General features: G+C 46.0%; 29 protein-coding genes and 1 tRNA gene. All 30 read left to right on the top strand.

Annotated features, from left to right (window positions below):
* Positions 1–21 precede the first annotated feature (21 nt).
* Positions 22–97 (top strand) — tRNA-Trp (locus ACMYR3_RS15515).
* A gap of 45 nt (positions 98–142) precedes the next feature.
* The gene (gene secE / locus ACMYR3_RS15510) at positions 143–532 is read left to right on the top strand and encodes a preprotein translocase subunit SecE (protein WP_424192865.1); all 390 of its coding nucleotides are present in this window, start codon (positions 143–145) and stop codon (positions 530–532) included.
* 1 nt (position 533) lies between these two features.
* Positions 534–1,100, top strand: a complete 567-nt coding sequence (gene nusG / locus ACMYR3_RS15505; RefSeq protein ID WP_424192863.1) for a transcription termination/antitermination protein NusG — start codon at positions 534–536, stop codon at positions 1,098–1,100.
* Positions 1,101–1,180: 80 nt separating this feature from the next.
* On the top strand, positions 1,181–1,612 hold the full coding sequence (gene rplK / locus ACMYR3_RS15500) for a 50S ribosomal protein L11 (protein ID WP_424192862.1): 432 nt from the start codon (positions 1,181–1,183) through the stop codon (positions 1,610–1,612).
* Position 1,613: 1 nt separating this feature from the next.
* On the top strand, positions 1,614–2,306 hold the full coding sequence (rplA, locus tag ACMYR3_RS15495) for a 50S ribosomal protein L1 (protein ID WP_424192861.1): 693 nt from the start codon (positions 1,614–1,616) through the stop codon (positions 2,304–2,306).
* 239 nt (positions 2,307–2,545) lie between these two features.
* Entirely contained in the window at positions 2,546–3,067 is a 522-nt protein-coding gene (gene rplJ / locus ACMYR3_RS15490) for a 50S ribosomal protein L10 (RefSeq protein WP_424192859.1), read from the top strand.
* Positions 3,068–3,105: 38 nt separating this feature from the next.
* Positions 3,106–3,480 carry a 50S ribosomal protein L7/L12 gene (gene rplL, locus ACMYR3_RS15485; RefSeq protein ID WP_424192857.1) on the top strand — a complete coding sequence of 125 codons (375 nt, stop codon included), beginning with the start codon at positions 3,106–3,108 and terminating at the stop codon, positions 3,478–3,480.
* A 166-nt stretch (positions 3,481–3,646) separates the two neighbouring features.
* On the top strand, positions 3,647–7,750 hold the full coding sequence (gene rpoB, locus ACMYR3_RS15480; protein WP_424192855.1) for a DNA-directed RNA polymerase subunit beta: 4,104 nt from the start codon (positions 3,647–3,649) through the stop codon (positions 7,748–7,750).
* A gap of 23 nt (positions 7,751–7,773) precedes the next feature.
* Positions 7,774–11,994 carry a DNA-directed RNA polymerase subunit beta' gene (rpoC, locus tag ACMYR3_RS15475; RefSeq protein WP_424192853.1) on the top strand — a complete coding sequence of 1,407 codons (4,221 nt, stop codon included), beginning with the start codon at positions 7,774–7,776 and terminating at the stop codon, positions 11,992–11,994.
* Between the two features lie 131 nt (positions 11,995–12,125).
* The gene (rpsL, locus tag ACMYR3_RS15470; protein ID WP_424192851.1) at positions 12,126–12,503 is read left to right on the top strand and encodes a 30S ribosomal protein S12; all 378 of its coding nucleotides are present in this window, start codon (positions 12,126–12,128) and stop codon (positions 12,501–12,503) included.
* Positions 12,504–12,575: 72 nt separating this feature from the next.
* Positions 12,576–13,046, top strand: a complete 471-nt coding sequence (gene rpsG, locus ACMYR3_RS15465) for a 30S ribosomal protein S7 (protein ID WP_424192849.1) — start codon at positions 12,576–12,578, stop codon at positions 13,044–13,046.
* An 87-nt stretch (positions 13,047–13,133) separates the two neighbouring features.
* Positions 13,134–15,236, top strand: a complete 2,103-nt coding sequence (gene fusA / locus ACMYR3_RS15460) for an elongation factor G (RefSeq protein WP_424192848.1) — start codon at positions 13,134–13,136, stop codon at positions 15,234–15,236.
* Between the two features lie 49 nt (positions 15,237–15,285).
* Entirely contained in the window at positions 15,286–16,476 is a 1,191-nt protein-coding gene (gene tuf / locus ACMYR3_RS15455) for an elongation factor Tu (RefSeq protein ID WP_424192846.1), read from the top strand.
* Between the two features lie 58 nt (positions 16,477–16,534).
* Positions 16,535–16,846 carry a 30S ribosomal protein S10 gene (rpsJ, locus tag ACMYR3_RS15450; protein ID WP_424192844.1) on the top strand — a complete coding sequence of 104 codons (312 nt, stop codon included), beginning with the start codon at positions 16,535–16,537 and terminating at the stop codon, positions 16,844–16,846.
* Positions 16,847–16,930: 84 nt separating this feature from the next.
* Positions 16,931–17,596, top strand: coding sequence for a 50S ribosomal protein L3 (gene rplC / locus ACMYR3_RS15445; protein ID WP_424192842.1), 666 nt, complete (start codon positions 16,931–16,933; stop codon positions 17,594–17,596).
* On the top strand, positions 17,596–18,216 hold the full coding sequence (gene rplD, locus ACMYR3_RS15440; protein ID WP_424192840.1) for a 50S ribosomal protein L4: 621 nt from the start codon (positions 17,596–17,598) through the stop codon (positions 18,214–18,216). The genes rplC and rplD overlap by 1 nt, the downstream gene beginning before the upstream one ends.
* Positions 18,213–18,527 carry a 50S ribosomal protein L23 gene (gene rplW / locus ACMYR3_RS15435; protein WP_424192838.1) on the top strand — a complete coding sequence of 105 codons (315 nt, stop codon included), beginning with the start codon at positions 18,213–18,215 and terminating at the stop codon, positions 18,525–18,527. Before rplD ends, rplW begins: the two co-directional genes overlap by 4 nt.
* A 2-nt stretch (positions 18,528–18,529) precedes the next feature.
* Entirely contained in the window at positions 18,530–19,354 is an 825-nt protein-coding gene (gene rplB, locus ACMYR3_RS15430) for a 50S ribosomal protein L2 (protein WP_424192836.1), read from the top strand.
* Between the two features lie 10 nt (positions 19,355–19,364).
* Entirely contained in the window at positions 19,365–19,640 is a 276-nt protein-coding gene (gene rpsS / locus ACMYR3_RS15425) for a 30S ribosomal protein S19 (protein ID WP_424192834.1), read from the top strand.
* Positions 19,641–19,647: 7 nt separating this feature from the next.
* Entirely contained in the window at positions 19,648–19,977 is a 330-nt protein-coding gene (rplV, locus tag ACMYR3_RS15420) for a 50S ribosomal protein L22 (RefSeq protein WP_424192832.1), read from the top strand.
* 9 nt (positions 19,978–19,986) lie between these two features.
* Entirely contained in the window at positions 19,987–20,769 is a 783-nt protein-coding gene (gene rpsC, locus ACMYR3_RS15415; protein ID WP_424192830.1) for a 30S ribosomal protein S3, read from the top strand.
* A gap of 1 nt (position 20,770) precedes the next feature.
* The gene (gene rplP, locus ACMYR3_RS15410) at positions 20,771–21,190 is read left to right on the top strand and encodes a 50S ribosomal protein L16 (RefSeq protein ID WP_424192828.1); all 420 of its coding nucleotides are present in this window, start codon (positions 20,771–20,773) and stop codon (positions 21,188–21,190) included.
* A gap of 9 nt (positions 21,191–21,199) precedes the next feature.
* Positions 21,200–21,388, top strand: a complete 189-nt coding sequence (gene rpmC, locus ACMYR3_RS15405; RefSeq protein WP_424192826.1) for a 50S ribosomal protein L29 — start codon at positions 21,200–21,202, stop codon at positions 21,386–21,388.
* Between the two features lie 2 nt (positions 21,389–21,390).
* A complete protein-coding gene (gene rpsQ / locus ACMYR3_RS15400) occupies positions 21,391–21,660 on the top strand; it encodes a 30S ribosomal protein S17 (protein ID WP_424192824.1) in 270 nt (89 codons plus the stop codon).
* 128 nt (positions 21,661–21,788) lie between these two features.
* Positions 21,789–22,157: a 50S ribosomal protein L14 gene (gene rplN / locus ACMYR3_RS15395; RefSeq protein WP_424192822.1), complete on the top strand. Its 369-nt coding sequence runs from the start codon at positions 21,789–21,791 to the stop codon at positions 22,155–22,157.
* Positions 22,158–22,170: 13 nt separating this feature from the next.
* Positions 22,171–22,488, top strand: coding sequence for a 50S ribosomal protein L24 (gene rplX, locus ACMYR3_RS15390; RefSeq protein ID WP_424192820.1), 318 nt, complete (start codon positions 22,171–22,173; stop codon positions 22,486–22,488).
* 9 nt (positions 22,489–22,497) lie between these two features.
* On the top strand, positions 22,498–23,037 hold the full coding sequence (rplE, locus tag ACMYR3_RS15385; protein WP_424192818.1) for a 50S ribosomal protein L5: 540 nt from the start codon (positions 22,498–22,500) through the stop codon (positions 23,035–23,037).
* 7 nt (positions 23,038–23,044) lie between these two features.
* A complete protein-coding gene (gene rpsN / locus ACMYR3_RS15380) occupies positions 23,045–23,350 on the top strand; it encodes a 30S ribosomal protein S14 (RefSeq protein ID WP_424192816.1) in 306 nt (101 codons plus the stop codon).
* A 14-nt stretch (positions 23,351–23,364) separates the two neighbouring features.
* Positions 23,365–23,760: a 30S ribosomal protein S8 gene (gene rpsH / locus ACMYR3_RS15375; protein ID WP_424192814.1), complete on the top strand. Its 396-nt coding sequence runs from the start codon at positions 23,365–23,367 to the stop codon at positions 23,758–23,760.
* A gap of 12 nt (positions 23,761–23,772) precedes the next feature.
* Positions 23,773–24,306: a 50S ribosomal protein L6 gene (gene rplF, locus ACMYR3_RS15370; RefSeq protein ID WP_424192812.1), complete on the top strand. Its 534-nt coding sequence runs from the start codon at positions 23,773–23,775 to the stop codon at positions 24,304–24,306.
* Positions 24,307–24,316 lie beyond the last annotated feature (10 nt).

The following is a 24,316-nucleotide window of genomic DNA, read 5'->3' as shown; positions in this document are numbered from 1 at the left end:
CTATTATTTTGTGGTGTCTACAGGGGTATAGCTCAATTGGCAGAGCGTCGGTCTCCAAAACCGAAGGTTGGGGGTTCGATGCCCTCTGCCCCTGCCACGTAGCACTGTTTCCAATTAGTTGCTCGCAAACTTGAAGCGTGTCATGTCTATGGTTAGTCCAGCGCTCCAATCAGCTTCAAATGGTGGGGAAAGACTTAAAAAAGTTGTTTCTCTCGCATTGGTCGTGGCTGGATTGGTGCTTTTCTATTTTTTGTCTTCCCAGGCTTTCTGGCTGCGACTATTGTCGTTGTTAGTCTGTGCTGTGGCTGCTGTGGCATTGTTTGCTGCTACTAACTCTGGTCGTGATTTGGTGGCTTTTGCGCGCGAATCATTTCGCGAGGCGCAGCGAGTTACCTGGCCGGCGAGAAAAGAGGTTGTCCAGACAACGGTGGCTGTATTCGGCTTTGTGTTGGTCATGGCGATTTTGTTGTGGTTTACTGACAAGGCGTTGGAGTATGTCTTGTATGGCTTGATACTTGGCTGGAGGGGATAGGATGTCAGATTTGCGGGAAGTGACGCAGCCCTCGGGAAAGATGCACTGGTATGTGGTGCATGCATACTCTGGTCTTGAGAAAAGTGTGAAAAAGGCGTTACTGGAGCGTATTGAGCGCGCTGGTATGCAAGATAAGTTTGGCAAGATACTGGTGCCAATTGAAGAGGTTGTGGAAATTCGTGGTGGTCAGAAGGCCATTACAGAGCGACGTTTCTATCCTGGTTATGTTTTGGTCGAAATGGAAATGACTGACGAGACTTGGCATCTGGTTAAAAACACCAATAAGGTAACTGGTTTTGTGGGCGGAACGCGTAATCGTCCGGCACCGATTTCTCCTAAAGAAGTGGAGAAAATACTTGCTCAAATGCAAGAGGGTGTCGAAAAGCCGAGGCCTAAAGTCCTGTTTGAAGTCGGTGAAATGGTGCGCGTTAAAGATGGCCCGTTTACAGACTTTAATGGCAATGTTGAGGAAGTTAATTACGAAAAATCTAGGCTGCGTGTCTCGGTCACTATTTTCGGTCGTGGTACCCCAGTCGAGCTTGAATTTGGGCAAGTAGAAAAGACTTAGCAACACCATTGGTGGTGCAACAGAGGAGCGGCACTGTTGTTTGAGATGCTGCGTTAAAACTCACTAGTAAAGGAGCCATAATGGCAAAGAAAATCGTAGGCTTTATAAGCCTGCAAGTACCGGCTGGTAAAGCCAACCCATCTCCACCGATTGGCCCTGCTCTCGGTCAGCGTGGTCTGAACATCATGGAATTCTGCAAGGCGTTCAATGCCCAAACTCAGGGTATGGAGCCGGGTATGCCGATTCCGGTCAAAATTACGGCATACGCTGATAAAAGTTTTACTTTTGAACTGAAAACCCCGCCTGCGACTTATTTGATCAAGAAGGCGGCTGGCATTCAAAAGGGCAGTCCTAAGCCTCATCTTGATAAGGTTGGTAAGATTACTCGGGATCAGGCTGAGGAAATCGCTAAAACAAAAATGCGTGATTTGACGGCTGCTGACATGGATGCTGCGGTGCGCACGATTGCTGGTAGCGCCCGCTCCATGGGTATTACGGTTGAGGGACTCTAAAATGGCTCAGTTATCAAAAAGAATTAAAGCGATTCGTTCACAAGTTGATCGTAACAAATCCTATGCATTAGATGATGCGCTGGGTTTGATCAAGGGTTGTGCAACGGCTAAATTTGATGAGTCTATCGATGTTGCAGTTCAGCTTGGTATTGATGCTAAGAAATCAGATCAGGTTGTGCGTGGATCGGTTGTTTTGCCTGCTGGCACAGGTAAGTCTGTGCGTGTGGCTGTATTTGCTCAAGGCGATAAAGCTGAGGCTGCCAAAGCGGCTGGTGCTGATATTGTCGGTATGGATGATCTGGCGGAGCAAATCAAAGCAGGCAATATTAATTTTGATATTGTTATTGCATCTCCGGACACAATGCGGGTTGTGGGTACATTAGGTCAAATTCTTGGCCCACGTGGTTTGATGCCTAATCCTAAAGTCGGTACTGTGGCTGCTGATGTTGCCACTGCTGTAAAAAATGCCAAGGCTGGTCAAGTGCAATTTCGTGCCGATAAGGCGGGGATTATTCATGCAACTATTGGACGTGCCTCGTTCCAATCGGATGCGCTGAAAAGTAATTTGGTTGCACTCATTGAGGCCTTGAATAAGGCTAAACCAGCAACCAGTAAAGGTGTTTATCTGCGTAAGATTGCACTCTCTAGCACAATGGGCGCAGGTGTTCGTGTTGATCAAAACACGCTGGCCTAAATAGTTGTAAAAGATTTGAGTAAGAATTTGGTGGGCCGTCAATTGACGGACTGTCCAAGACCGTTGGTGGGGAGGGTGGTAGTTGCACTTGACCTTTAATTGTGAAAGCTGCCAACGCAGATGGTGTACCTGACAAGGAATTGTAGTGAGAAGCTTATTAGCCGATTGCAAGACTCCAAAATCGGTCGCCGTATTTAACCGGTATCACTTAATGTGATGCCATATTTTGGAGGTTGACCGTGGCTCTCAATCGTACTGAGAAAGCTGTCGTAATCGAGGAGATATCAGCCGAAGTTGCTGGTGCACAATCGGTTGTGGTGGCTGAATACCGTGGTCTGGAAGTAGGCAATATCACGACTCTTCGCAAGAAGGCTCGTGAGAATGGTGTTTACTTGCGAGTTCTCAAAAATACTTTGGCAAGACGGGCTGTTGCTGGAACGCCTTTTGAGGTTTTGTCTGACAAATTAGTTGGACCCTTGATTTATGGTATTTCAAAAGATCCTGTTGCGGCGGCCAAGGTGTTAAGTGAGTTTGCAAAAGCAAATGACAAGCTTGTTTTGAAAGCAGGGGCTCTGCCCAATTCTCTTCTGGATGCCAATGGCGTGAAAGCGCTTGCAAGTATTCCTAGTAGAGAAGAGTTGCTCGCGAAATTGCTTGGCACTATGCAAGCACCAATTGCCCAATTTGTTCGTACGCTTAATGAAGTGCCTACCAAGTTTGTTCGCGGCTTGGCAGCGGTACGTGATCAAAAAGCGGCCTAACAACCTGACCTATTCAAGTTAAATATTTGGAGTTTTAAATGGCTATTACTAAAGCTGAAATTATTGAAGCAATCGCTGGTCTGACAGTTCTGGAACTGTCAGAGCTGATCACAGATCTGGAAGAAAAATTTGGTGTTTCTGCTGCTGCTGCTGCAGTTGCAGTTGCTGCTCCTGCCGCTGCTGCTGCAGCTGTAGAAGAAAAAACTGAGTTTGATGTTGTGCTGCTCGAAGCTGGTGCAAACAAAGTTAACGTGATTAAAGCAGTTCGTGAACTGACTGGTTTGGGCTTGAAAGAAGCGAAAGACTTGGTTGACGGTGCTCCTAAATCTGTTAAAGAAGCTGTTGCTAAAGCCGACGCTGAAGCCGCCAAAAAGAAATTGGAAGAAGCTGGCGCTAAAGTCGAAGTTAAGTAATATTGTTTTTCGGGGAGTCAGGTACCGAACCCAGTTGAACTGGAGGCCTGGCTCCTTTGTTGTTTCTGCAGCTTAGTTTCTTTTCAGGAACCATACTTCTGTATTTTTGTTAAACCAAACAAGAATGCTGAATTCTGATTCCTCTTCACTCACTCACGGAGTGTCCATGCTCTACTCTTTCACCGAGAAAAAACGCATTCGTAAGAGCTTTGCCAAACGGGCAAATGTTCAAAATATTCCTTATCTGCTTGCGACTCAGTTAGAGTCCTATGCTTCTTTTTTGCAGGAGGGTGTTCCACCAGTTCAGCGGAAAAGTGATGGCTTGCAGGCAGCCTTTAATTCGATTTTTCCTATAGTTAGTCATAACGGTTTTGCTCGACTGGAATTTGTCAGTTATATGCTGGGAGAGCCCGTATTTGACGTTAAAGAATGTCAGCAGCGTGGATTGACTTTCGCGTCGCCATTAAGAGCGAAAGTCAGGCTTGTCATTCTGGATAAGGAATCTAGCAAGCCAACTGTTAAGGAAATCAAAGAGCAGGAAGTCTATATGGGTGAAATTCCCCTCATGACGACAACGGGCTCTTTTGTTGTTAACGGCACTGAGCGAGTTATTGTTTCCCAGTTGCATCGCTCGCCGGGTGTGTTCTTTGAGCATGATCGTGGTAAGACTCATAGCTCGGGCAAGCTCTTGTTCTCTGCTAGGATTATTCCTTATCGTGGGTCTTGGTTGGATTTTGAGTTTGATCCGAAGGATATTCTATTTTTCCGTGTTGATCGACGTCGCAAAATGCCAGTTACGATTTTGTTGAAAGCGATTGGCCTGAATCCAGAACAAATTCTGGCGCACTTCTTTGTCTTTGATAATTTTAATTTGAAGTCAGAGGGTGCACTCATGGAGTTTGTGCCAGAAAGAATGCGCGGTGAATTAGCGCGTTTTGACATTACTGATACGTCGGGTAAAGTCGTTGTTCAGAAAGACAAACGAATTAATGCCAAGCATATCCGTGAGTTGGAAAGTGCTGAGACACGCTTCATTTCAGTACCAGAAGACTATTTGCTAGGTCGTGTCTTGGCCAAGAACATAATTAGCCAGGATACTGGTGAAATTATTGCCAATGCTAACGATGAGCTGACTGAGTCACTATTGGCGCAATTGCGTGATGCCAAGATTAATCAGATCCAAACCATTTATACCAATGATTTGGATCAAGGCGCATATATCTCTCAAACATTGCGTGTTGATGAGACTGTTGAACAGATGGCTGCTCGTATTGCTATTTATAGAATGATGCGCCCTGGTGAGCCACCCACAGAAGAAGCTGTTGAGGCGCTCTTTAATGGTCTTTTCTATAGCGAAGAGCGCTATGATCTGTCGGCGGTGGGTCGTATGAAGTTTAATCGTCGTGTCAGTCGAGCTGATGATCTTGGTCCAATGACATTAACCAACGAGGATATTCTCGATACCATCAAAGTATTGGTTGACTTGCGTAATGGCAAGGGCGAGGTCGATGATATTGATCACCTCGGAAATCGTCGTGTGCGGTGCGTTGGTGAGTTGGCTGAAAATCAGTTCCGTTCTGGTTTGGTCCGTGTTGAACGAGCGGTTAAGGAGCGGCTTGGCCAGGCTGAGTCTGAGAATTTAATGCCGCATGACCTTATCAATTCCAAACCAATTTCAGCGGCTATCCGTGAGTTTTTCGGTTCATCGCAGCTCTCTCAGTTTATGGATCAAACAAATCCGTTATCCGAGATTACGCACAAACGTCGCGTATCAGCTTTGGGCCCTGGTGGATTGACTCGTGAGCGGGCCGGCTTCGAGGTGCGTGACGTACATCCGACTCATTATGGGCGAGTCTGCCCGATTGAAACGCCGGAAGGTCCAAACATTGGTCTGATTAACTCATTGGCGCTATTTGCTCGATTGAATGAGTATGGCTTTTTGGAAACTCCTTATCGAAAAGTGGAGTCAGGAAAAGTTACTGATCAGATTGAGTATTTGTCTGCTATTGAAGAAGGTAAGTACGTTATTGCTCAGGCAAATGCCACCATTGATAATGAAGGCGGTTTGATTGATGAGTTGGTATCGGCACGTGAGGCGGGTGAAACGTTGCTGGTGTCACCAAGTCGTATTCAATATATGGATGTGGCACCATCACAGATTGTTTCTGTAGCGGCATCATTGATTCCATTCCTGGAGCATGATGATGCAAACCGTGCACTGATGGGTTCAAACATGCAACGTCAGGCAGTGCCTTGCTTGCGTCCTGAAAAGCCGATCGTCGGTACGGGAATTGAGCGAACTGTTGCGGTTGACTCCGGTACCACTGTGCAGGCGCTGCGTGGTGGTTTGGTAGATTATGTTGATGCAGGTCGTATCGTTATTCGTGTGAATGATGACGAGGCTGCTGCGGGTGAGGTTGGTGTTGATATCTATAATTTGATTAAGTACACGCGGTCAAATCAGAATACCAATATTAATCAGCGTCCAATTGTCAAAGTTGGTGATCGTGTTGTCAGGGGTGACGTGGTTGCCGATGGCGCATCTACAGATCTGGGTGAATTGGCACTTGGTCAAAACATGCTCGTTGCCTTCATGCCATGGAACGGTTATAACTTTGAAGACTCGATTCTGATTTCTGAAAAAGTTGTAGCCGAAGATCGCTATACTTCGATTCATATTGAAGAGTTGTCAGTGGTGGCTCGTGACACAAAGCTTGGCCCAGAAGAAATTACGCGTGACATCTCAAATCTTGCTGAAAATCAATTGGCTCGCCTTGATGAGTCCGGTATTGTCTATATTGGTGCCGAAGTTGAAGCTGGTGATGCGCTGGTCGGCAAGGTTACACCCAAAGGTGAAACTCAGCTTACGCCTGAAGAAAAATTGCTGCGTGCAATTTTCGGTGAAAAAGCGTCCGATGTTAAAGATACTTCTCTGCGCGTGCCTTCGGGTATTGCTGGAACTGTTATTGATGTTCAGGTTTTTACGCGCGAAGGTATTCAGCGGGATAAACGTGCGCAGCAAATTATTGATGATGAGCTGAAACGTTACCGTCTTGATCTGAATGATCAGATGCGTATTGTTGAAGTTGATACTTTCGAGCGTATTGAGCGCTTGCTGATTGGTAAGCTGGCCAATGGTGGGCCTAAGAAACTGGCCAAAGGCACAGTGATTACCAAAGAATATCTTGATGATCTAGATAAGTACCACTGGTTCGACTTGCGCTTAGCTGACGATGTAGTTGCAAGTCAACTTGAAGCACTCAAAGAATCCATTGCTCAGAAACGCCATCAATTTGATCTTGCCTTCGAAGAGAAGCGTAAGAAATTGACACAAGGCGATGAGTTACCCCCTGGTGTGCAGAAGATGGTCAAGGTCTATTTGGCCGTGAAACGTCGTCTGCAGCCTGGCGATAAAATGGCTGGGCGTCACGGTAACAAAGGGGTTGTGTCGCGAATTGTACCGGTTGAGGATATGCCTTATATGGCAGATGGCACACCTGTAGATGTTGTCTTGAATCCACTGGGTGTTCCTTCACGGATGAACGTGGGTCAGATTTTGGAGACTCATTTGGGTTGGGCCTCGAAGGGATTGGGATTGCGCATTGGTGAAATGCTTCAAGCGCATTCGCAAGTGGCAGAAATCCGTTCTACTTTGGCAAAGATCTATAACGGCTCTGGTAAGCAAGAGGATTTGGATTCTTTTACAGATACCGAAATTCTGGAATTGGCTGCCAATTTGAAAAATGGTGTTCCGTTTGCGACGCCAGTCTTTGATGGTGCAACAGAAGAAGAGATTCTGAAAATGCTTGATTTGGCATATCCGGATCCTATTGCCAAAAAATTGGGAATGACACCCTCGAAAAACCAGGTAACACTGTTTGACGGTAGAACGGGGGATGCGTTTGAGCGCTCAGTTACAGTTGGCTATATGCATGTATTGAAATTGCACCATTTGGTGGATGACAAGATGCATGCTAGATCAACAGGGCCATATTCTCTGGTTACACAGCAACCGTTGGGTGGTAAAGCCCAATTTGGTGGGCAGCGTTTTGGTGAGATGGAGGTTTGGGCTTTGGAGGCGTATGGCGCGTCCTATGTTCTGCAGGAAATGCTTACCGTTAAGTCGGATGACGTTAATGGTAGAACCAAGGTCTATGAAAATCTGGTTAAAGGTGATCATGTGATTGACGCCGGCATGCCTGAATCATTCAATGTATTGGTCAAAGAGATCCGTTCGCTCGGTATTGATATCGACCTTGAGCGTAATTAATTAGTGGACCACAGGAGAAAGAGATGAAAGCATTACTCGATCTATTTAAGCAGGTTCAGAAAGATGAACAATTTGATGCAATTCGAATTGGGCTTGCATCGCCTGAAAAGATTCGCTCATGGTCTTATGGTGAAGTTAAGAAGCCGGAAACTATTAACTACAGAACATTTAAGCCTGAGCGCGATGGTTTGTTTTGCGCAAAGATATTTGGCCCAATCAAAGATTATGAATGCCTGTGTGGAAAATATAAACGACTAAAACATCGCGGCGTTATTTGTGAAAAATGCGGTGTTGAAGTTACTTTGGCTAAAGTTCGCCGTGAGCGTATGGGGCACATTGAACTTGCCTCCCCTACAGCGCATATCTGGTTTTTAAAGTCACTGCCATCCCGCTTGGGTATGGTATTGGATATGACGCTGCGCGATATCGAGCGTGTTTTGTATTTCGAAGCATATGTTGTCACAGATCCTGGGATGACACCGCTTAAGCGTTGCCAAATCATGTCCGAAGATGATTACATGGCTAAGCTCGAAGAGTATGGTGATGAATTTACCGCACTGATGGGGGCTGAAGGAGTTCGTGAGCTGCTCCGTTCAATCGATATTGATCGTGATGTTGAGCAGTTGCATGCAGAGCTTCAGGCAACCGGCTCTGAAGCCAAAATCAAGAAGTATGCAAAACGATTGAAAGTCTTGGAGGGTTTCCAGAAGTCAGGTATTAAACCTGATTGGATGATCATGGAGGTTTTACCGGTTCTTCCTCCTGAGTTGCGTCCTTTGGTTCCACTCGATGGTGGTCGTTTTGCGACTTCCGATTTGAATGATTTATATCGTCGGGTAATTAACCGTAATAATCGTTTGAAGCGTCTTCTTGAATTGAAGGCTCCGGAGATTATTGTTCGCAACGAAAAACGTATGCTGCAAGAAGCAGTAGATTCATTGCTTGATAATGGCCGCAGAGGTAAGGCAATGACCGGCGCTAATAAGCGTCCGCTGAAGTCATTAGCTGAAATGATCAAGGGTAAGGGCGGTCGTTTCCGTCAAAACTTGCTAGGTAAGCGTGTGGATTACTCCGGTCGTTCAGTTATTGTGGTGGGCCCGCAGCTGAAGTTGCATCAGTGTGGCTTGCCCAAGAAGATGGCGCTGGAGTTGTTTAAACCCTTTATTTTCCACAAATTGGAAGTAATGGGTGTTGCAACGACAATTAAAGCGGCGAAGAAAGAAGTTGAAAACGAAACACCGGTTGTTTGGGATATTCTTGAGGAAGTGATTCGTGAGCATCCGGTTATGTTGAACCGTGCACCGACATTGCATCGACTGGGTATTCAGGCATTTGAGCCAGTGTTAATCGAGGGTAAGGCAATACAACTTCACCCACTTGTCTGTGCCGCATTTAATGCCGACTTCGATGGTGACCAGATGGCTGTTCACGTGCCATTGTCACTGGAAGCGCAGATGGAAGCTCGGACATTGATGCTGGCTTCGAATAATATTTTGTTCCCTTCGAATGGTGAGCCGTCAATTGTTCCTTCACAGGATATTGTGCTCGGTCTTTACTATGCAACTCGGGATAAGGTTAATGGCAAGGGTGAGGGCCTGGTCTTTTCTGATGTCGGTGAGGTGATTCGTGCATACGATAGTAAAGTTGTTGAATTAACGACTCGTGTCTGCGTTCGAATCACGGAATATGAAATTGACAAAATCAGTGGCGATAAAACTAAAAAGGTTAGTCTGTATCAGACCACAGTAGGCCGAGCGATTCTCTCTGAGATATTGCCAGCCGGATTACCTTTTTCAAACATCAACAAAGCCCTTAAAAAGAAAGAAATTTCAAAATTAATTAACGTCTCTTTCCGTAAATGTGGATTGCGTGAGACAGTTATTTTTGCGGATAAACTTTTGCAATCTGGATTTTCATTGGCGACAAAAGCAGGTATTTCTATCTGCGTTGATGATATGTTGGTTCCAACTCAAAAGCATGACATTATTGCCGGCGCGGAAAAAGAAGTTAAAGAAATTGAGCAACAATATACCTCCGGTCTGGTTACGCAGGGCGAGCGCTACAACAAGGTAGTTGATATTTGGGGTCGTGCCGGAGATCAAGTTGGTAAGGCTATGATGGACCAGCTTGCTACCGAGGCAATAACAGACCGTCATGGTAATGAAGTCAGGCAAGAGTCCTTCAATGCGATTTATATGATGGCTGACTCTGGTGCGCGCGGTTCTGCAGCCCAGATCCGTCAGTTGGCAGGGATGCGTGGTTTGATGGCCAAACCTGACGGCTCTATTATTGAAACACCTATTACTGCAAATTTTCGCGAAGGTTTGAACGTTCTTCAATACTTTATTTCGACCCACGGGGCTCGTAAGGGTTTGGCTGATACTGCACTGAAGACTGCAAACTCTGGATACTTAACGCGTCGTTTGGTTGATGTGACTCAGGATCTTGTGGTTGTTGAAGATGATTGTGGTACGACCAATGGCGTTAACATGAAGTCATTGGTTGAAAGCGGTGAAATCATCGAAGCTTTGCGTGATCGAATTCTGGGCAGAGTGGCTACAGTCGATATCGTTAATCCAGAGTCTCTAGAGACTTTATACGAGGCTGGAACATTGCTTGATGAGGATTGTGTAGAAACAATAGAGGCATTGGGTATCGATGAGGTGCGTGTCAGAACTCCATTAACTTGTGAAACGCGTTATGGTTTGTGCGCTAAATGTTATGGACGTGATCTAGGTCGTGGCTCTTTGGTGAATACCGGCGAAGCAGTTGGGGTGATTGCGGCACAATCAATTGGTGAACCTGGTACTCAGCTGACTATGCGTACTTTTCACATTGGTGGTGCAGCTTCGCGTGCGGCAGTCATTTCATCGGTCGAGGCAAAATCAAATGGTGTGGCACGCTTTACAGCGACCATGCGCTATGTGACAAATGCCAAAGGTGAGCAAGTAGTCATTTCTCGATCCGGTGAAGTTTTGATTACCGAAGAAAATGGTCGTGAGAGGGAGCGTCACAAAGTGCCCTACGGCGCCACATTGCTAGTAAAAGATGGTGACACTATTAAGGCAGGTACTGCACTGTCAACATGGGATCCTTTGACTCGACCGATCATTACTGAATATGCTGGAACGATTCGTTTTGAAAACGTAGAAGAAGGCGTTACGGTTGCAAAGCAGATTGATGAAGTGACTGGCCTGTCAACTCTGGTGGTCATTGATGCAAAACGTCGCGGCTCTATGGCCACTAAGGGAGTGCGTCCGCAAGTTAAATTGCTGAGCGAGTCTGGTGAGGAAGTGAAAATCGCGGGTACAGATCATCCTGTGACTATCGGCTTCCAGGTCGGCGCTTTGATTACCGTTAAAGATAATCAGACTGTTGGTGTGGGTGAGGTATTGGCTCGTATCCCTACTGAATCACAAAAGACTCGTGATATTACGGGTGGTTTGCCAAGGGTTGCTGAACTTTTTGAGGCGCGCTCACCCAAAGATGCGGGTATGCTTGCGGAGGTGACTGGTACCGTTTCTTTTGGTAAGGATACCAAAGGTAAGCAGCGGCTGGTTATTACAGATTTGGATGGCAATGCAAATGAATTTCTTATCTCTAAAGAAAAGAACGTATTGGTACACGATGGTCAGGTCGTCAATAAAGGCGAGCTGATTGTTGATGGCCCTGCGGATCCCCAAGATATTCTTCGACTATTGGGAATTGAAGCTCTGGCACGATATATTGTTGATGAAGTTCAGGACGTGTATCGATTGCAGGGTGTGAAGATCAATGATAAGCACATTGAAGTCATTGTTCGTCAGATGTTGCGTCGTGTGCAGGTTGCTGATGCGGGTGATACAGGATTTATTCCTGGTGAACAAGTCGAACGTTCGGAACTGTTTGACCGCAATGATGCGGCCATTTCGGCAGATAAGCGTCCAGCTACTTATGAAAATATTTTGCTAGGTATTACCAAGGCTTCTTTGTCAACGGATTCGTTTATTTCTGCAGCTTCCTTCCAGGAAACTACACGAGTGCTTACAGAAGCAGCAATTATGGGTAAAAAAGACGATTTGCGTGGCCTGAAAGAAAATGTGATTGTTGGTCGTCTAATTCCTGCGGGTACTGGCTTGGCGTATCATCAAGCTAGAAAGGCAAAAGAAAGCTCAGATTTTGCAGAGCAAAAAGCAATTGCTGAAGCTGAGGCAGCGAAGTCTGATGAAACGGGCGAGGTTGATCTTTCTAACGCAAATGACTAATAACTTGACGAAGCCTAACTTTTCTTGTAGAGTGTTGGGCTTTGTCTGTTTTAGGCTCTAATTTATAAATTTTGGATGGCTGGCAATCGTACCGACCATCTTTAACTAATCAACAGAAGGTTTTTTGAGATATGCCAACTATTAACCAGCTTGTTCGGAAGCCTCGGGTTTCTGCCAAGATTAAAAGCAAGAGTCCTGCTCTGCAGAATTGCCCGCAGCGTCGTGGTGTTTGTACGCGGGTGTATACGACAACGCCTAAAAAGCCAAATTCTGCTTTGCGTAAGGTTGCCAAAGTTCGTCTGACTAATGGTTTTGAGGTTATTTCCTATATTGGTGGTGAGGGGCATAACTTGCAGGAGCATAGTGTTGTCTTGCTGCGTGGTGGTCGTGTGAAGGATTTGCCGGGTGTGCGTTATCACATGGTGCGTGGTAGTTTGGATACGCAGGGTGTGAAGGATCGTAAGCAGGCTCGTTCTAAATATGGTGCAAAGCGTCCTAAGGCGTCTTAATTTTTTTGGCCGCAAGGTCTAGTAAGCTTTGGCTGGTTTGCCAAATTAAGCTGAATAACATAAGGGTGTTATATGCCACGTCGTCGTGAAGTCCCTAAGCGGGATATATTGCCGGATCCTAAATTTGGTAGTGTTGATGTAGCCAAGTTTGTGAATGTGTTGATGTTGTCGGGTAAGAAGGCGGTTGCCGAGCGTATTATTTACGGTGCATTTGACCAAATTTCTTCAAAGACTTCTAAGGATCCTCTGGAGGTTTTTACTCAGGCTCTTTCGAATGTTCGGCCTATTGTTGAGGTTAAGAGTCGTCGGGTTGGTGGTGCTAACTATCAGGTTCCAGTTGAGGTTCGTCCTGTTCGTCGTATGGCTCTTGCGATGCGCTGGTTGAGGGAGGCTGCAAATAAGCGCAGCGAGAAGTCAATGCCTTTGCGCTTGGCTGGTGAGCTTGTCGATGCCGCTGAGGGGCGTGGTGGTGCTATGAAGAAGCGCGATGAAGTTCATCGTATGGCTGAGGCGAATAAAGCCTTTTCACACTTCCGTTTCTAGGAATTTGTGGTTGGGGAGTGTTTCAGGGCACGAAGATTACTTCGTGCCATTTTGTTTTTAATTGGACTTGAATTCTAGGGTGTAAATATGGCTCGCAAAACTCCGATCGAGCGTTATCGTAATATTGGGATTTCTGCTCACATTGATGCAGGTAAGACAACCACTACTGAGCGTATTCTTTTTTATACTGGTGTGAATCACAAAATTGGTGAGGTTCATGATGGTGCTGCTACCATGGACTGGATGGAGCAGGAGCAGGAGCGTGGAATTACGATTACTTCTGCTGCTACTACTGCGTTCTGGAAGGGTATGGCGGGTAACTATCCAGAGCACCGTATCAATATTATTGATACTCCGGGTCACGTGGACTTCACGATCGAAGTTGAGCGCTCAATGCGAGTTTTGGATGCTGCGTGTATGGTTTACTGTGCGGTGGGCGGTGTTCAGCCGCAGTCGGAAACTGTGTGGCGTCAGGCTAACAAATATGGTGTGCCAAGGTTGGCTTTTGTCAATAAGATGGACCGTACTGGTGCTAACTTCTTCAAGGTGTACGAGCAAATGCGTGCACGCCTGAAGGCCAACCCTGTTCCTGTTCAGGTTCCGATTGGTGCTGAGGATACTTTCAAGGGTGTTGTTGACCTTGTCAAGATGAAGGCGATCATTTGGGATGAGGCATCTCAGGGGATTAAATTTGAATATGGTGAAATTCCGTCCGATTTGCTTGAGACCTGCAAGGAGTGGCGCGAGAAAATGCTTGAAGCTGCTGCCGAATCTTCGGAAGAGCTGATGAATAAGTACCTTGAAGAGGGTGACTTGTCTGAAGAGGAAATTAAAACTGCTTTGCGTCAAAGAACGATTGCAAGTGAGATTGTGCCAATGTTGTGCGGCTCGGCCTTTAAGAACAAGGGTGTTCAGGCTATGCTGGATGCGGTAATTGATTTCCTGCCTGCACCGACAGATATTCCGCCGGTAGTTGGGGAGTTGGAGAATGGTCAGCAGGCTGAGCGTCGTGCAGCTGATGACGAAAAATTCTCTGCATTAGCCTTTAAGATTATGACGGATCCTTTTGTTGGTCAATTGATTTTCTTCCGTGTTTATTCTGGAGTGATCAATTCGGGTGATACGATTTACAACCCGATTAAAGGCAAGAAAGAGCGTATTGGTCGCTTATTGCAGATGCACGCTAATCAGCGCGAGGAAATTAAAGAGGTTCGTGCTGGTGATATTGCTGCTGCAGTTGGTTTGAGGGAGGCGACTACGGGTGAGACATTGTGTGATCCGGATTCAATCATCACATTGGTGAAGATGGAGTTTCCGGAGCCGGTGATTTCTCAGGCTGTCGAGCCCAAGACCAAGGTTGATCAGGAGAAGATGGGTATTGCGCTTAACCGTCTGGCTCAAGAGGATCCTTCCTTCAGGGTAAAGACTGACGAGGAGTCTGGTCAAACAATTATTTCTGGAATGGGTGAGTTGCATCTGGAAATCCTTGTGGACCGTATGAAACGTGAGTTTGGTGTAGAGGCTACAGTGGGTAAGCCGCAAGTTGCTTATCGTGAAACTATCCGTAAAGTTTGTGAAGAGGCTGAAGGCAAATTTGTTAAGCAGTCTGGTGGTCGTGGGCAGTATGGGCATGTCGTTCTGAAAATTGAGCCGCAAGAAGCTGGCAAAGGTTTTGAGTTTGTTGATGCAATTAAGGGTGGTGTTGTTCCGCGCGAATATATCCCTGCTGTTGAAAAAGGTGTGGTGGATACGCTTTCAAGTGGTGTGATGGCTGGATATCCTGTGGTCGATATTAAGGTGACATTGTTCTTTGGTTCATATCATGATGTTGATTCCAACGAAAATGCTTTCAAGATGGCAGCTTCAATGGCGTTTAAGGATGGTTGTCGTAAAGCTAATCCGGTTCTTCTTGAGCCAATGATGGCTGTTGAGGTGGAAACTCCTGAAGACTATGCCGGGACTGTCATGGGCGATCTGTCCTCCCGGCGTGGGATGGTTCAGGGTATGGATGATATGACTGGTGGTGGTAAGGTAATTAAGGCGGAAGTGCCGCTAGCAGAAATGTTCGGCTATTCCACATCTTTGCGTTCTGCTACGCAAGGCCGGGCAACATACACAATGGAGTTCAAGCATTATGCTGAAGCCCCAAAGAATGTTGCTGAGGCAATTGTGAATGCTAAAGCTAAATAAAAACTTTATTGATTTTAATTTTAGATTGTTCTTTTGAAGGAATAGGAAAATGGCAAAAGAGAAGTTTTCGCGTACGAAGCCACACGTTAACGTGGGCACAATTGGTCACGTGGACCATGGCAAGACGACCTTGACAGCGGCGATCACGACAGTGCTGTCGACTAAATTTGGTGGTGCGGCCAAGAAATATGATGAGATTGACGCAGCGCCAGAAGAAAAAGCGCGCGGTATTACCATCAACACCGCCCACGTAGAATACGAAACTGAAAACCGTCACTACGCGCACGTTGACTGCCCGGGTCACGCCGACTACGTCAAAAACATGATTACCGGCGCAGCCCAGATGGATGGCGCCATTCTCGTGGTGTCGGCAGCGGATGGCCCCATGCCGCAGACCCGTGAGCACATCCTGTTGGCGCGTCAGGTTGGTGTGCCTTACATCGTCGTCTTCATGAACAAAGCCGACATGGTGGATGATGCTGAGTTGCTGGAACTGGTTGAAATGGAAGTGCGTGAACTGCTCTCCAAATACGACTTTCCCGGTGACGACACGCCAATCATCAAAGGTTCTGCCAAGCTCGCCCTCGAAGGCGACAAAGGCGAATTGGGTGAAGAAGCCATCTTCAAGCTGGCTGCTGCCTTGGATAGCTACATCCCCACCCCTGAGCGCGCGATTGATGGTGCCTTCCTCATGCCAGTGGAAGACGTCTTCTCCATCTCGGGCCGTGGTACCGTGGTAACGGGTCGTATCGAGCGTGGTATCGTTAAAGTGGGTGAAGAGATTGAAATTGTTGGCATTCGTCCCACCCTCAAAACCACCTGTACCGGCGTTGAAATGTTCCGCAAACTGCTTGACCAAGGTCAGGCGGGTGATAACGTGGGTGTACTGCTGCGTGGTACCAAGCGTGAAGAGGTGGAGCGTGGTCAAGTATTGTGCAAACCTGGTTCAATCAAGCCCCACACCCACTTCACTGCCGAAGTGTATGTCCTGTCAAAAGATGAGGGTGGTCGTCATACCCCCTTCTTTAACAACTATCGCCCCCAGTTTTACTTCCGTACCACGGATGTGACTGGTGCTATTGAATTGCCGAAAGACAAAGAGATGGTGATGCCAGGTGATAACGTTCAGATCACGGTGAAACTGATCGCGCCGATTGCGATGGAAGAGGGGCTGCGTTTTGCGATTCGCGAGGGCGGTCGTACCGTCGGGGCCGGCGTCGTCGCTAAAATCGTTGAGTAAGTTTTAAACTTTAATATGCTGCCCACATAGTTTGGGTAGCTTGCTCTTTGGAGAAATTATGCAAAATCAAAAAATTCGAATTCGCCTTAAAGCTTTTGATTACAGATTGATTGATCAGTCTGCGCTTGAAATTGTTGAGACAGCTAAAAGGACGGGTGCTCTTGTAAAAGGGCCGGTGCCACTGCCAACAAGAATTCAAAGATTTGATGTATTGCGTTCACCGCATGTGAACAAAACCTCACGTGATCAATTCGAAATTCGAACTCATCAGAGATTAATGGATATTGTTGATCCAACAGATAAAACGGTTGATGCCCTGATGAAGTTAGATTTGCCAGCAGGTGTGGACGTGGAAATTAAGCTGCAATAACTATTGCAATTTAAGTCTGCTAGTGCGATACTAGAAAACTTTCTGGTTTTAGACCAATTTTAACTCTGACCAATCGTAGTCAGTATGGAGAAAATAATGAGCCTTGGCCTAATTGGTCGTAAGGTTGGTATGACGCGTATATTTACCGATGACGGGGATTCGATTCCTGTGACGGTATTAGATGTGTCTGATAACCGAGTGACTCAAGTAAAAACTGAATCAGTTGATGGCTATGTGGCCTTGCAACTTGGATTCGGGCAGCGACGCGCGACGCGTATTACAAAAGCTGCCGCTGGACATCTTTCAAAAGCTGGCGTTGCTGCGGTTGCTACGTTGCGTGAGTTTCGTGTGGATGTTGATGTTGCTTCTGCCTATCAGCTTGGCGCTTCTGTGCCTGCAACCATTTTTTCTCCTGGTGAGAAGGTTGATGTTGAGGGTGTGAGTATTGGTAAGGGTTATGCGGGTGTTATTAAGCGGCATAATTTTTCTTCGAACCGTGCATCTCATGGTAATTCAAGGTCGCATAACGTGCCGGGTTCAATTGGTATGGCTCAAGATCCGGGTCGTGTGTTTCCGGGCAAGCGTATGACTGGCCATTTGGGTGATGATCGTGTGACGATTCAAAATTTGGAGTTGGTCAAGGTGGATCCTGATCGTCAATTGTTGCTGGTTAAGGGGGCTGTTCCTGGTTGTGATGGTGGTTACATTTATATTTACCCTGCAGTAAAAGCAAAAAAAGGGGGTAAATAATGGATATCAAGTTACTAGGCGACTCTGGTCAGGCTTTGTCGAGTGTTTCTGCGGCCGATACGGTTTTTGGTCGTGAATATAACGAGGCTTTGGTTCATCAGTTGGTTGTTGCTTATCAGGCAAATGCTCGTAGTGGTAATCGTGCTCAAAAAGGGCGCAGTGAGATTGCTAAGTCTACCCGTAAACCTTGGCGCCAAAAAGGTACTGGTCGTGCTCGAGCTGGTATGGCGTCAAGTCCGTTGTGGCGTGGCGGTGGTAAGATTTTTCCAAATTCTCCTGAGGAAAATTTTTCACATAAAGTTAACAAAAAAATGTACCGGGCTGGCATTTGTTCGATTCTTTCTCAGTTGGTTCGTGAGGATCGATTGGCTGTGGTGGATAGTCTTTCTTTGGATGCGCCAAAAACTAAATTATTGTCTGAGAAGTTGAAATCAATGGGTTTGTCTTCGGTATTGTTGATTTCCGATGTGTTTGATGAGAATCTCTATTTGGCCTCTCGTAATCTGCAGGGTGTTTACTTGGTAGAGCCGCATCAGGCTGACCCTGTTTCATTGGTTAAATATCAAAAGGTCTTGGTGACTAAAGCCGCAATTGCCAAAATCGAGGAGATGCTGTCATGAGTAAGGTGCAATTTCCAGAGTCGAGGCTGTATCAGGTGATTTTGTCACCTGTTATTTCCGAAAAAGCCACTTTTATTGCTGAGAAAAATGAGCAGGTGGCTTTTGCGGTGGCTAAAGATGCGACTAAGCCTGAAATTAAAGCAGCTGTCGAATTGTTATTTAAAGTCCAGGTTGAATCTGTCCAGGTATTAAATCAAGGTGGCAAGGTTAAGCGCTTTGGTAAGTTTATGGGTAAACGAGCTTCTGTTAAAAAGGCCTACGTTAGCTTGAAACCTGGTCAAGAAATTAATTTTGCTGGGGAGGCTAGCTAATTATGGCGCTAGTAAAGGTTAAGCCTACTTCTGCCGGTCGCCGTGCAGTTGTTAAGGTTGTCAATAAAGACTTGTACAAGGGGCGGCCGGTTGCCTCTCTGGTTGAGGCGCAGTCAAAGTCTGCTGGTCGCAATAATAATGGTCACATTACCACGCGCCATATTGGCGGTGGGCACAAGCAGCATTATCGTTTAGTTGATTTCAGGCGAAATAAAGACGGTGTCCCTGCAAAGGTTGAGCGGATTGAGTATGATCCAAACCGCAGTGCCAATATTGCTTTGTTGTGCTATGCCGATGGTTTGCGTTCGTACATCATTGCACCCAAAGGGGTGCAGGTTGGTGCTCAGCTGATTAGTGGTGCCGAGGCTCCAATTAAAGCAGGTAATGCCTTGCCAATTCGGAATATACCAGTTGGTACAACAATTCACTGTATCGAGATGTTGCCTGGTAAGGGGGCTCAATTGGCTCGTTCTGCTGGTGCCTCGGTGATGTTGTTGGCTCGTGAAGGCACTTATGCCCAACTACGTCTGCGTTCGGGTGAGATTCGTCGGGTGCATATTGAGTGTCGTGCTACTGTCGGTGAGGTTGGTAACGAAGAGCATAGTTTGCGTCAAATTGGTAAGGCGGGTGCTCAGCGCTGGAGAGGAATTCGCCCAACAGTGCGTGGTGTTGCTATGAACCCGGTGGATCACCCGCATGGTGGTGGTGAGGGTAAAACAGCGGCTGGTCGTGATCCTGTAAGTCCATGGGGTACGCCAACCAAGGGTTATCGTACGCGTCGCAATAAGCGTACGACGTCTATGATTGTTAGTCGTCGCAAGAAGTAAGGAGCATTAAATGACTAGATCAGTAAAAAAAGGTCCTTTTTGCGATGCACACTTGTTAAAGAAAGTTGAAGTTGCAATCAGCATTAAGGACAAGAAGCCAATCAAGACTTGGTCACGTAGGTCGACAATTCTTCCGGAATTCATTGGTTTGACTATCGCTGTTCACAATGGAAAGCAGCATGTTCCTGTGTACGTCTCAGAAAACATGGTGGGCCATAAGCTTGGTGAGTTTGCTTTGACGCGAACTTTCAAGGGGCATGCGGCCGACAAGAAGGCCAAGAAATAGGTGTGATATGGAAACAACTGCAAAACTAATGGGTGTTCGCCTTTCCGCACAAAAAGGTCGTCTAGTTGCGGATCAGATTCGCGGCATGGGTATTGATAATGCATTACATCTTTTGGCTTTTAGCCCTAAAAAAGGTGCAACCATTATTAAGAAGGTTCTTGAGTCGGCTATAGCAAATGCTGAGCATAATGACGGTGCTGATATCGATGTGCTGAAAGTTAAAACAATCTATGTAGAAAAGGCGGCTTCACTAAAGCGCTTCACAGCGCGCGCTAAGGGCCGGGGAAATCGAATCCTCAAACAAACCTGCCATATTTACATTACTGTAGGCAACTAAGGAAATAAGATGGGTCAGAAAATTCATCCAACCGGCTTCCGTCTTTCCGTAACCAAGAATTGGGCTTCGCGTTGGTATGCAAACAATACCAATTTTGCAGCCATGCTTGGTGAAGATCTGCGTGTTAGAGCCTTTCTCAAAAAGAAATTAAAAAATGCATCTGTGGCTAGAGTTCTTATTGAGCGTCCAGCTAAAAATGCGAGAATCACAATTTTCAGTTCGCGCCCAGGTGTGGTTATTGGTAAAAAAGGCGAGGATATTGAGTCTCTCAAGGTGGAGCTTCAAAAGAGAATGGGTGTTCCAGTCCATGTCAATATTGAAGAGGTTCGAAAACCTGAGATTGATGCGCAGTTAATTGCAGATTCTATTGCACAGCAATTAGAAAAACGTATCATGTTCCGTCGTGCCATGAAACGTGCGATGCAAAATGCTATGCGATTAGGTGCTCAGGGTATCAAGATTATGAGCTCTGGTCGTCTTAATGGTATTGAAATTGCCAGAACCGAATGGTACAGGGAAGGGCGTGTTCCACTCCATACTTTACGTGCAGACATTGATTATGGTTTTGGCGAAGCTGAAACAACCTATGGCATTATTGGAATTAAAGTCTGGGTTTACAAAGGTGACACATTAAAACGTGGTGAACAGCCTGCTGTGGTAGATGAGGCTGATGATAAAAAAGCTAGAAGAACGACCAAACCTTCATCACGTCGTGAAGATGCTGATAGTAAAAAGCCAGCTGTGAAGCGAGTGCGCAAGCCAGCTGCTGCAGAAGCTAAGGCAGGAGAATAATATGTTACAACCAGCTCGTCGTAAATATAGAAAAGAACAGAAGGGTAGAAATAAGGGTATTGCTACTCGTGGCTCTTCTGTCGCATTTGGTGAATTTGGTCTCAAAGCCGTGGTTCGTGGTCGCATTACCGCGCGTCAAATTGAGGCAGCTCGTAGAGCGATGACTCGCCATATTAAACGTGGTGGTCGTATCTGGATCAGAATTTTTCCTGATAAGCCTATTTCACAAAAACCGGCTGAAGTGCGTATGGGTAATGGTAAGGGCAATCCTGAATATTACGTAGCCGAAATCCAGCCTGGTAAAGTTCTCTATGAAATGGATGGCGTTGATGAAGCTTTGGCAAGGGAGGCTTTTCGATTGGCTGCTGCTAAACTTCCTTTGGCTACAACGTTTGTTATTCGCCAAGTCGGTGCAAATTAAGGGACTGGTATGAAAGCATCTGAATTAAGAAGTAAAACAACAACTGAGCTGAATGCTGAGATGATCAGTCTTTTGAAGGCTCAGTTTGGTTTAAGAATGCAGGCAGGTACACAGCAACTCGCTAATACAAGCCAATTACGTAAAGTTAGGCGTGATATTGCTCGCGTCAAAACGCTAATTAAAGAGGCGGGGAAATGATCATGGCTGGATCTGAAAAGATTGCTCTAAAAAGAAGTCTGATTGGTAAAGTTGTAAGTACCAAAATGAGCAAGACGGTAACTGTACTGGTTGAGCGTCAGATTAAACATCCTTTGTATGGTAAGTTTATCGTGCGCTCTAAAAAGTATCATGCTCATGTAGCTGATGGTGGTTTTAATGATGGCGATTTGGTTGAGATTCAAGAATGTCGTCCAATTTCAAAAACCAAAAGTTGGACGGTTTCGAAATTAATTGAAAAAGCGAAAGCTTAAAGAGTAGACAAAGGTAAGGCTCTCTGTAATAATAGAGGGCTAGCTCTTCTTCCCGAAAGGGATTCTTCCATTGTGCTAATGCACGGAGCCAAGACTGACCGCATAGCGGATTAAGTTGGGGATAAAAAATGATACAAATGCAATCGACATTAGATGTCGCTGATAACACTGGTGCGCGTTCTGTTATGTGCATTAAGGTCTTGGGTGGCTCAAAGCGCAGGTATGCTGGAATTGGTGATGTCATCAAGGTCAGTATTAAAGATGCGGCTCCTCGCGGTCGTGTTAAAAAGGGTGAAATCTATAATGCCGTAGTGGTTCGTACGGCTAAGGGTGTGCGCAGGCAGGACGGTTCACTCATTAAGTTTGATGGTAATGCTGCTGTTCTGCTTAACAATAAGCTTGAGCCAATTGGAACTCGTATCTTTGGACCGGTCACGCGTGAATTGCGTGGTGAGCGTTTTATGAAGATCGTTTCATTGGCGCCAGAAGTGCTCTAACCTGGAGGGTTGTATGAGTAAGATATTAAAAGGTGATGAGGTTGTCGTTCTTGTCGGTCGTGACAAGGGCAAGCGTGGTCAGGTTGAGCAAGTTCTTGAATTTGGCAAATTGATTGTTGCTGGTGTTAATTCTGTTAAGAAGCACCAAAAGCCGAATCCAATGAAAGGTATTCCGGGTGGTGTTGTCGATAAGTTAATGCCAATAGAAGCATCTAATGTGGCCATTTTTAATGCGGCTTCTGGTAAGGCTGATCGTGTTGGCTATAAGTTTTTGGAAGATGGATCAAAGGTTCGCGTGTTTAAGTCAAACGGCGAAGCTGTTAAGGTTTAAGGGGACGTTATGGCTCGCTTGTTGGCGGTATACAGAGAAAAGATTGTTCCTGAATTGACTTCAAAGTTTGAATATAAGTCAATTATGGAGGTGCCGAGAATTACTAAGATTACCTTGAATATGGGGTTATCCGAGGCGGTTGCTGATAAAAAAATTATTGAGCATGCTGTTGGTGATTTGACGAAAATTGCGGGTCAGAAACCTGTAATTACAAAAGCTAGAAAGGCTATCGCGGGATTTAAAATCCGTCAAGGCTATCCTATTGGTTGCATGGTTACTTTGCGTGGTGCTCGTATGTATGAGTTCTTGGATCGCTTTGTGACAATTGCATTGCCACGTGTGCGCGATTTTCGAGGAATTTCTGGCCGTGCTTTTGATGGGCGTGGTAACTACAATATCGGCGTAAAAGAACAAATCATTTTTCCTGAAATTGACTACGACAAGATTGATGCTTTGCGTGGGTTGAACGTAAGTATTACCACTACGGCTAAGACGGATGAAGAGGCCAAGGCATTGCTTAGCGCTTTCCGTTTCCCTTTTAAGAATTGAGGAACAAATGGCAAAACTGTCATTAATCAATCGTGAAAAAAAGCGTGCTGATTTAGTCAAAAAGTATGCTGGCAAGCGTGCGGCTCTCAAGGCTGTAATTGAAAATACAAGTAAATCTGATGATGAGCGCTTTGAGGCCAGATTGGCCTTGCAGGTACTCCCGCGGAATTCCAACCCTACTCGTCAGCGCAATCGTTGCTCTTTGACTGGACGTCCACGCGGTACTTTTCGCAAATTTGGACTTGGTCGCAACAAATTGCGTGAAATCGCGATGAAGGGCGAAATTCCAGGTTTAACAAAAGCTAGTTGGTAAACGAGGGGCTTTACATGAGTATGAGTGATCCTATCGCTGACATGCTGACGCGTATTCGTAATGCGCAGATGGTGGCGAAATCAGTGGTTCAGATGCCCTCTTCAAAACTGAAGGTGGCAATTGCCCAAGTCTTGAAGGATGAGGGTTATATTGAAAGTTATTCAGTTCAGACTGAGGGTGGTAAGCCTGTTCTTGGTATTGATCTGAAATATTATTCTGGTCGGCCTGTAATTGAACGTCTTGAACGGGTTAGTAAGCCCGGTTTGAGAGTTTACAAGGGTAAGGCTGATATTCCAACCGTTATGAATGGTTTAGGTGTGGCTATTGTTTCTACTCCGCGTGGGGTAATGACTGATCGCAAAGCCAAGGCCACTGGTGTCGGCGGCGAAGTTATCTGTTACGTCGCCTAAGGGAGTGCCAAAATGTCACGTGTAGCTAAAAATCCAGTAGTGTTGCCAAAGGGGGCGGAGGTATCTCTCTCTTCGGATACGATTTCCGTGAAGGGCCCGTTAGGGCAGATTGCGCGAACTCAAAATGCTTTAGTAACGATTGCGTTGGAAGATGGGAAGTTGACTTTCACTCCTGCGCAAGAATCCAGGCAAGCTAATGCCATGTCTGGAACTATGCGAGCCCTGGTGGCAAACATGGTTCAGGGTGTCACCAAGGGGTTTGAGCGTAAGCTGAATTTGATTGGTGTGGGTTATCGTGCGCAGGCTCAGGGTGAAAAATTAAACCTTTCATTGGGATTTTCTCATCCAGTTGTGCATTCAATGCCGACAGGTGTAAAAGTTGAAACTCCGAGTCAAACTGAAATATTGATCAAGGGTATCGATAAACAACAGGTTGGCCAAGTAGCTGCTGAAGTTCGCGCGTATCGTAGTCCCGAACCATACAAGGGTAAAGGCGTACGTTATTCGGATGAAGTGGTTATTCTTAAAGAAACCAAGAAGAAATAACAAGAGAGCT

This window comes from Ampullimonas aquatilis (assembly GCF_049675895.1).
Lineage (GTDB): Bacteria > Pseudomonadota > Gammaproteobacteria > Burkholderiales > Burkholderiaceae_D > Ampullimonas > Ampullimonas aquatilis.
Note: the sequence above shows the minus strand (reverse complement) of the source record. Positions and strands in the feature narration are given on the sequence as shown.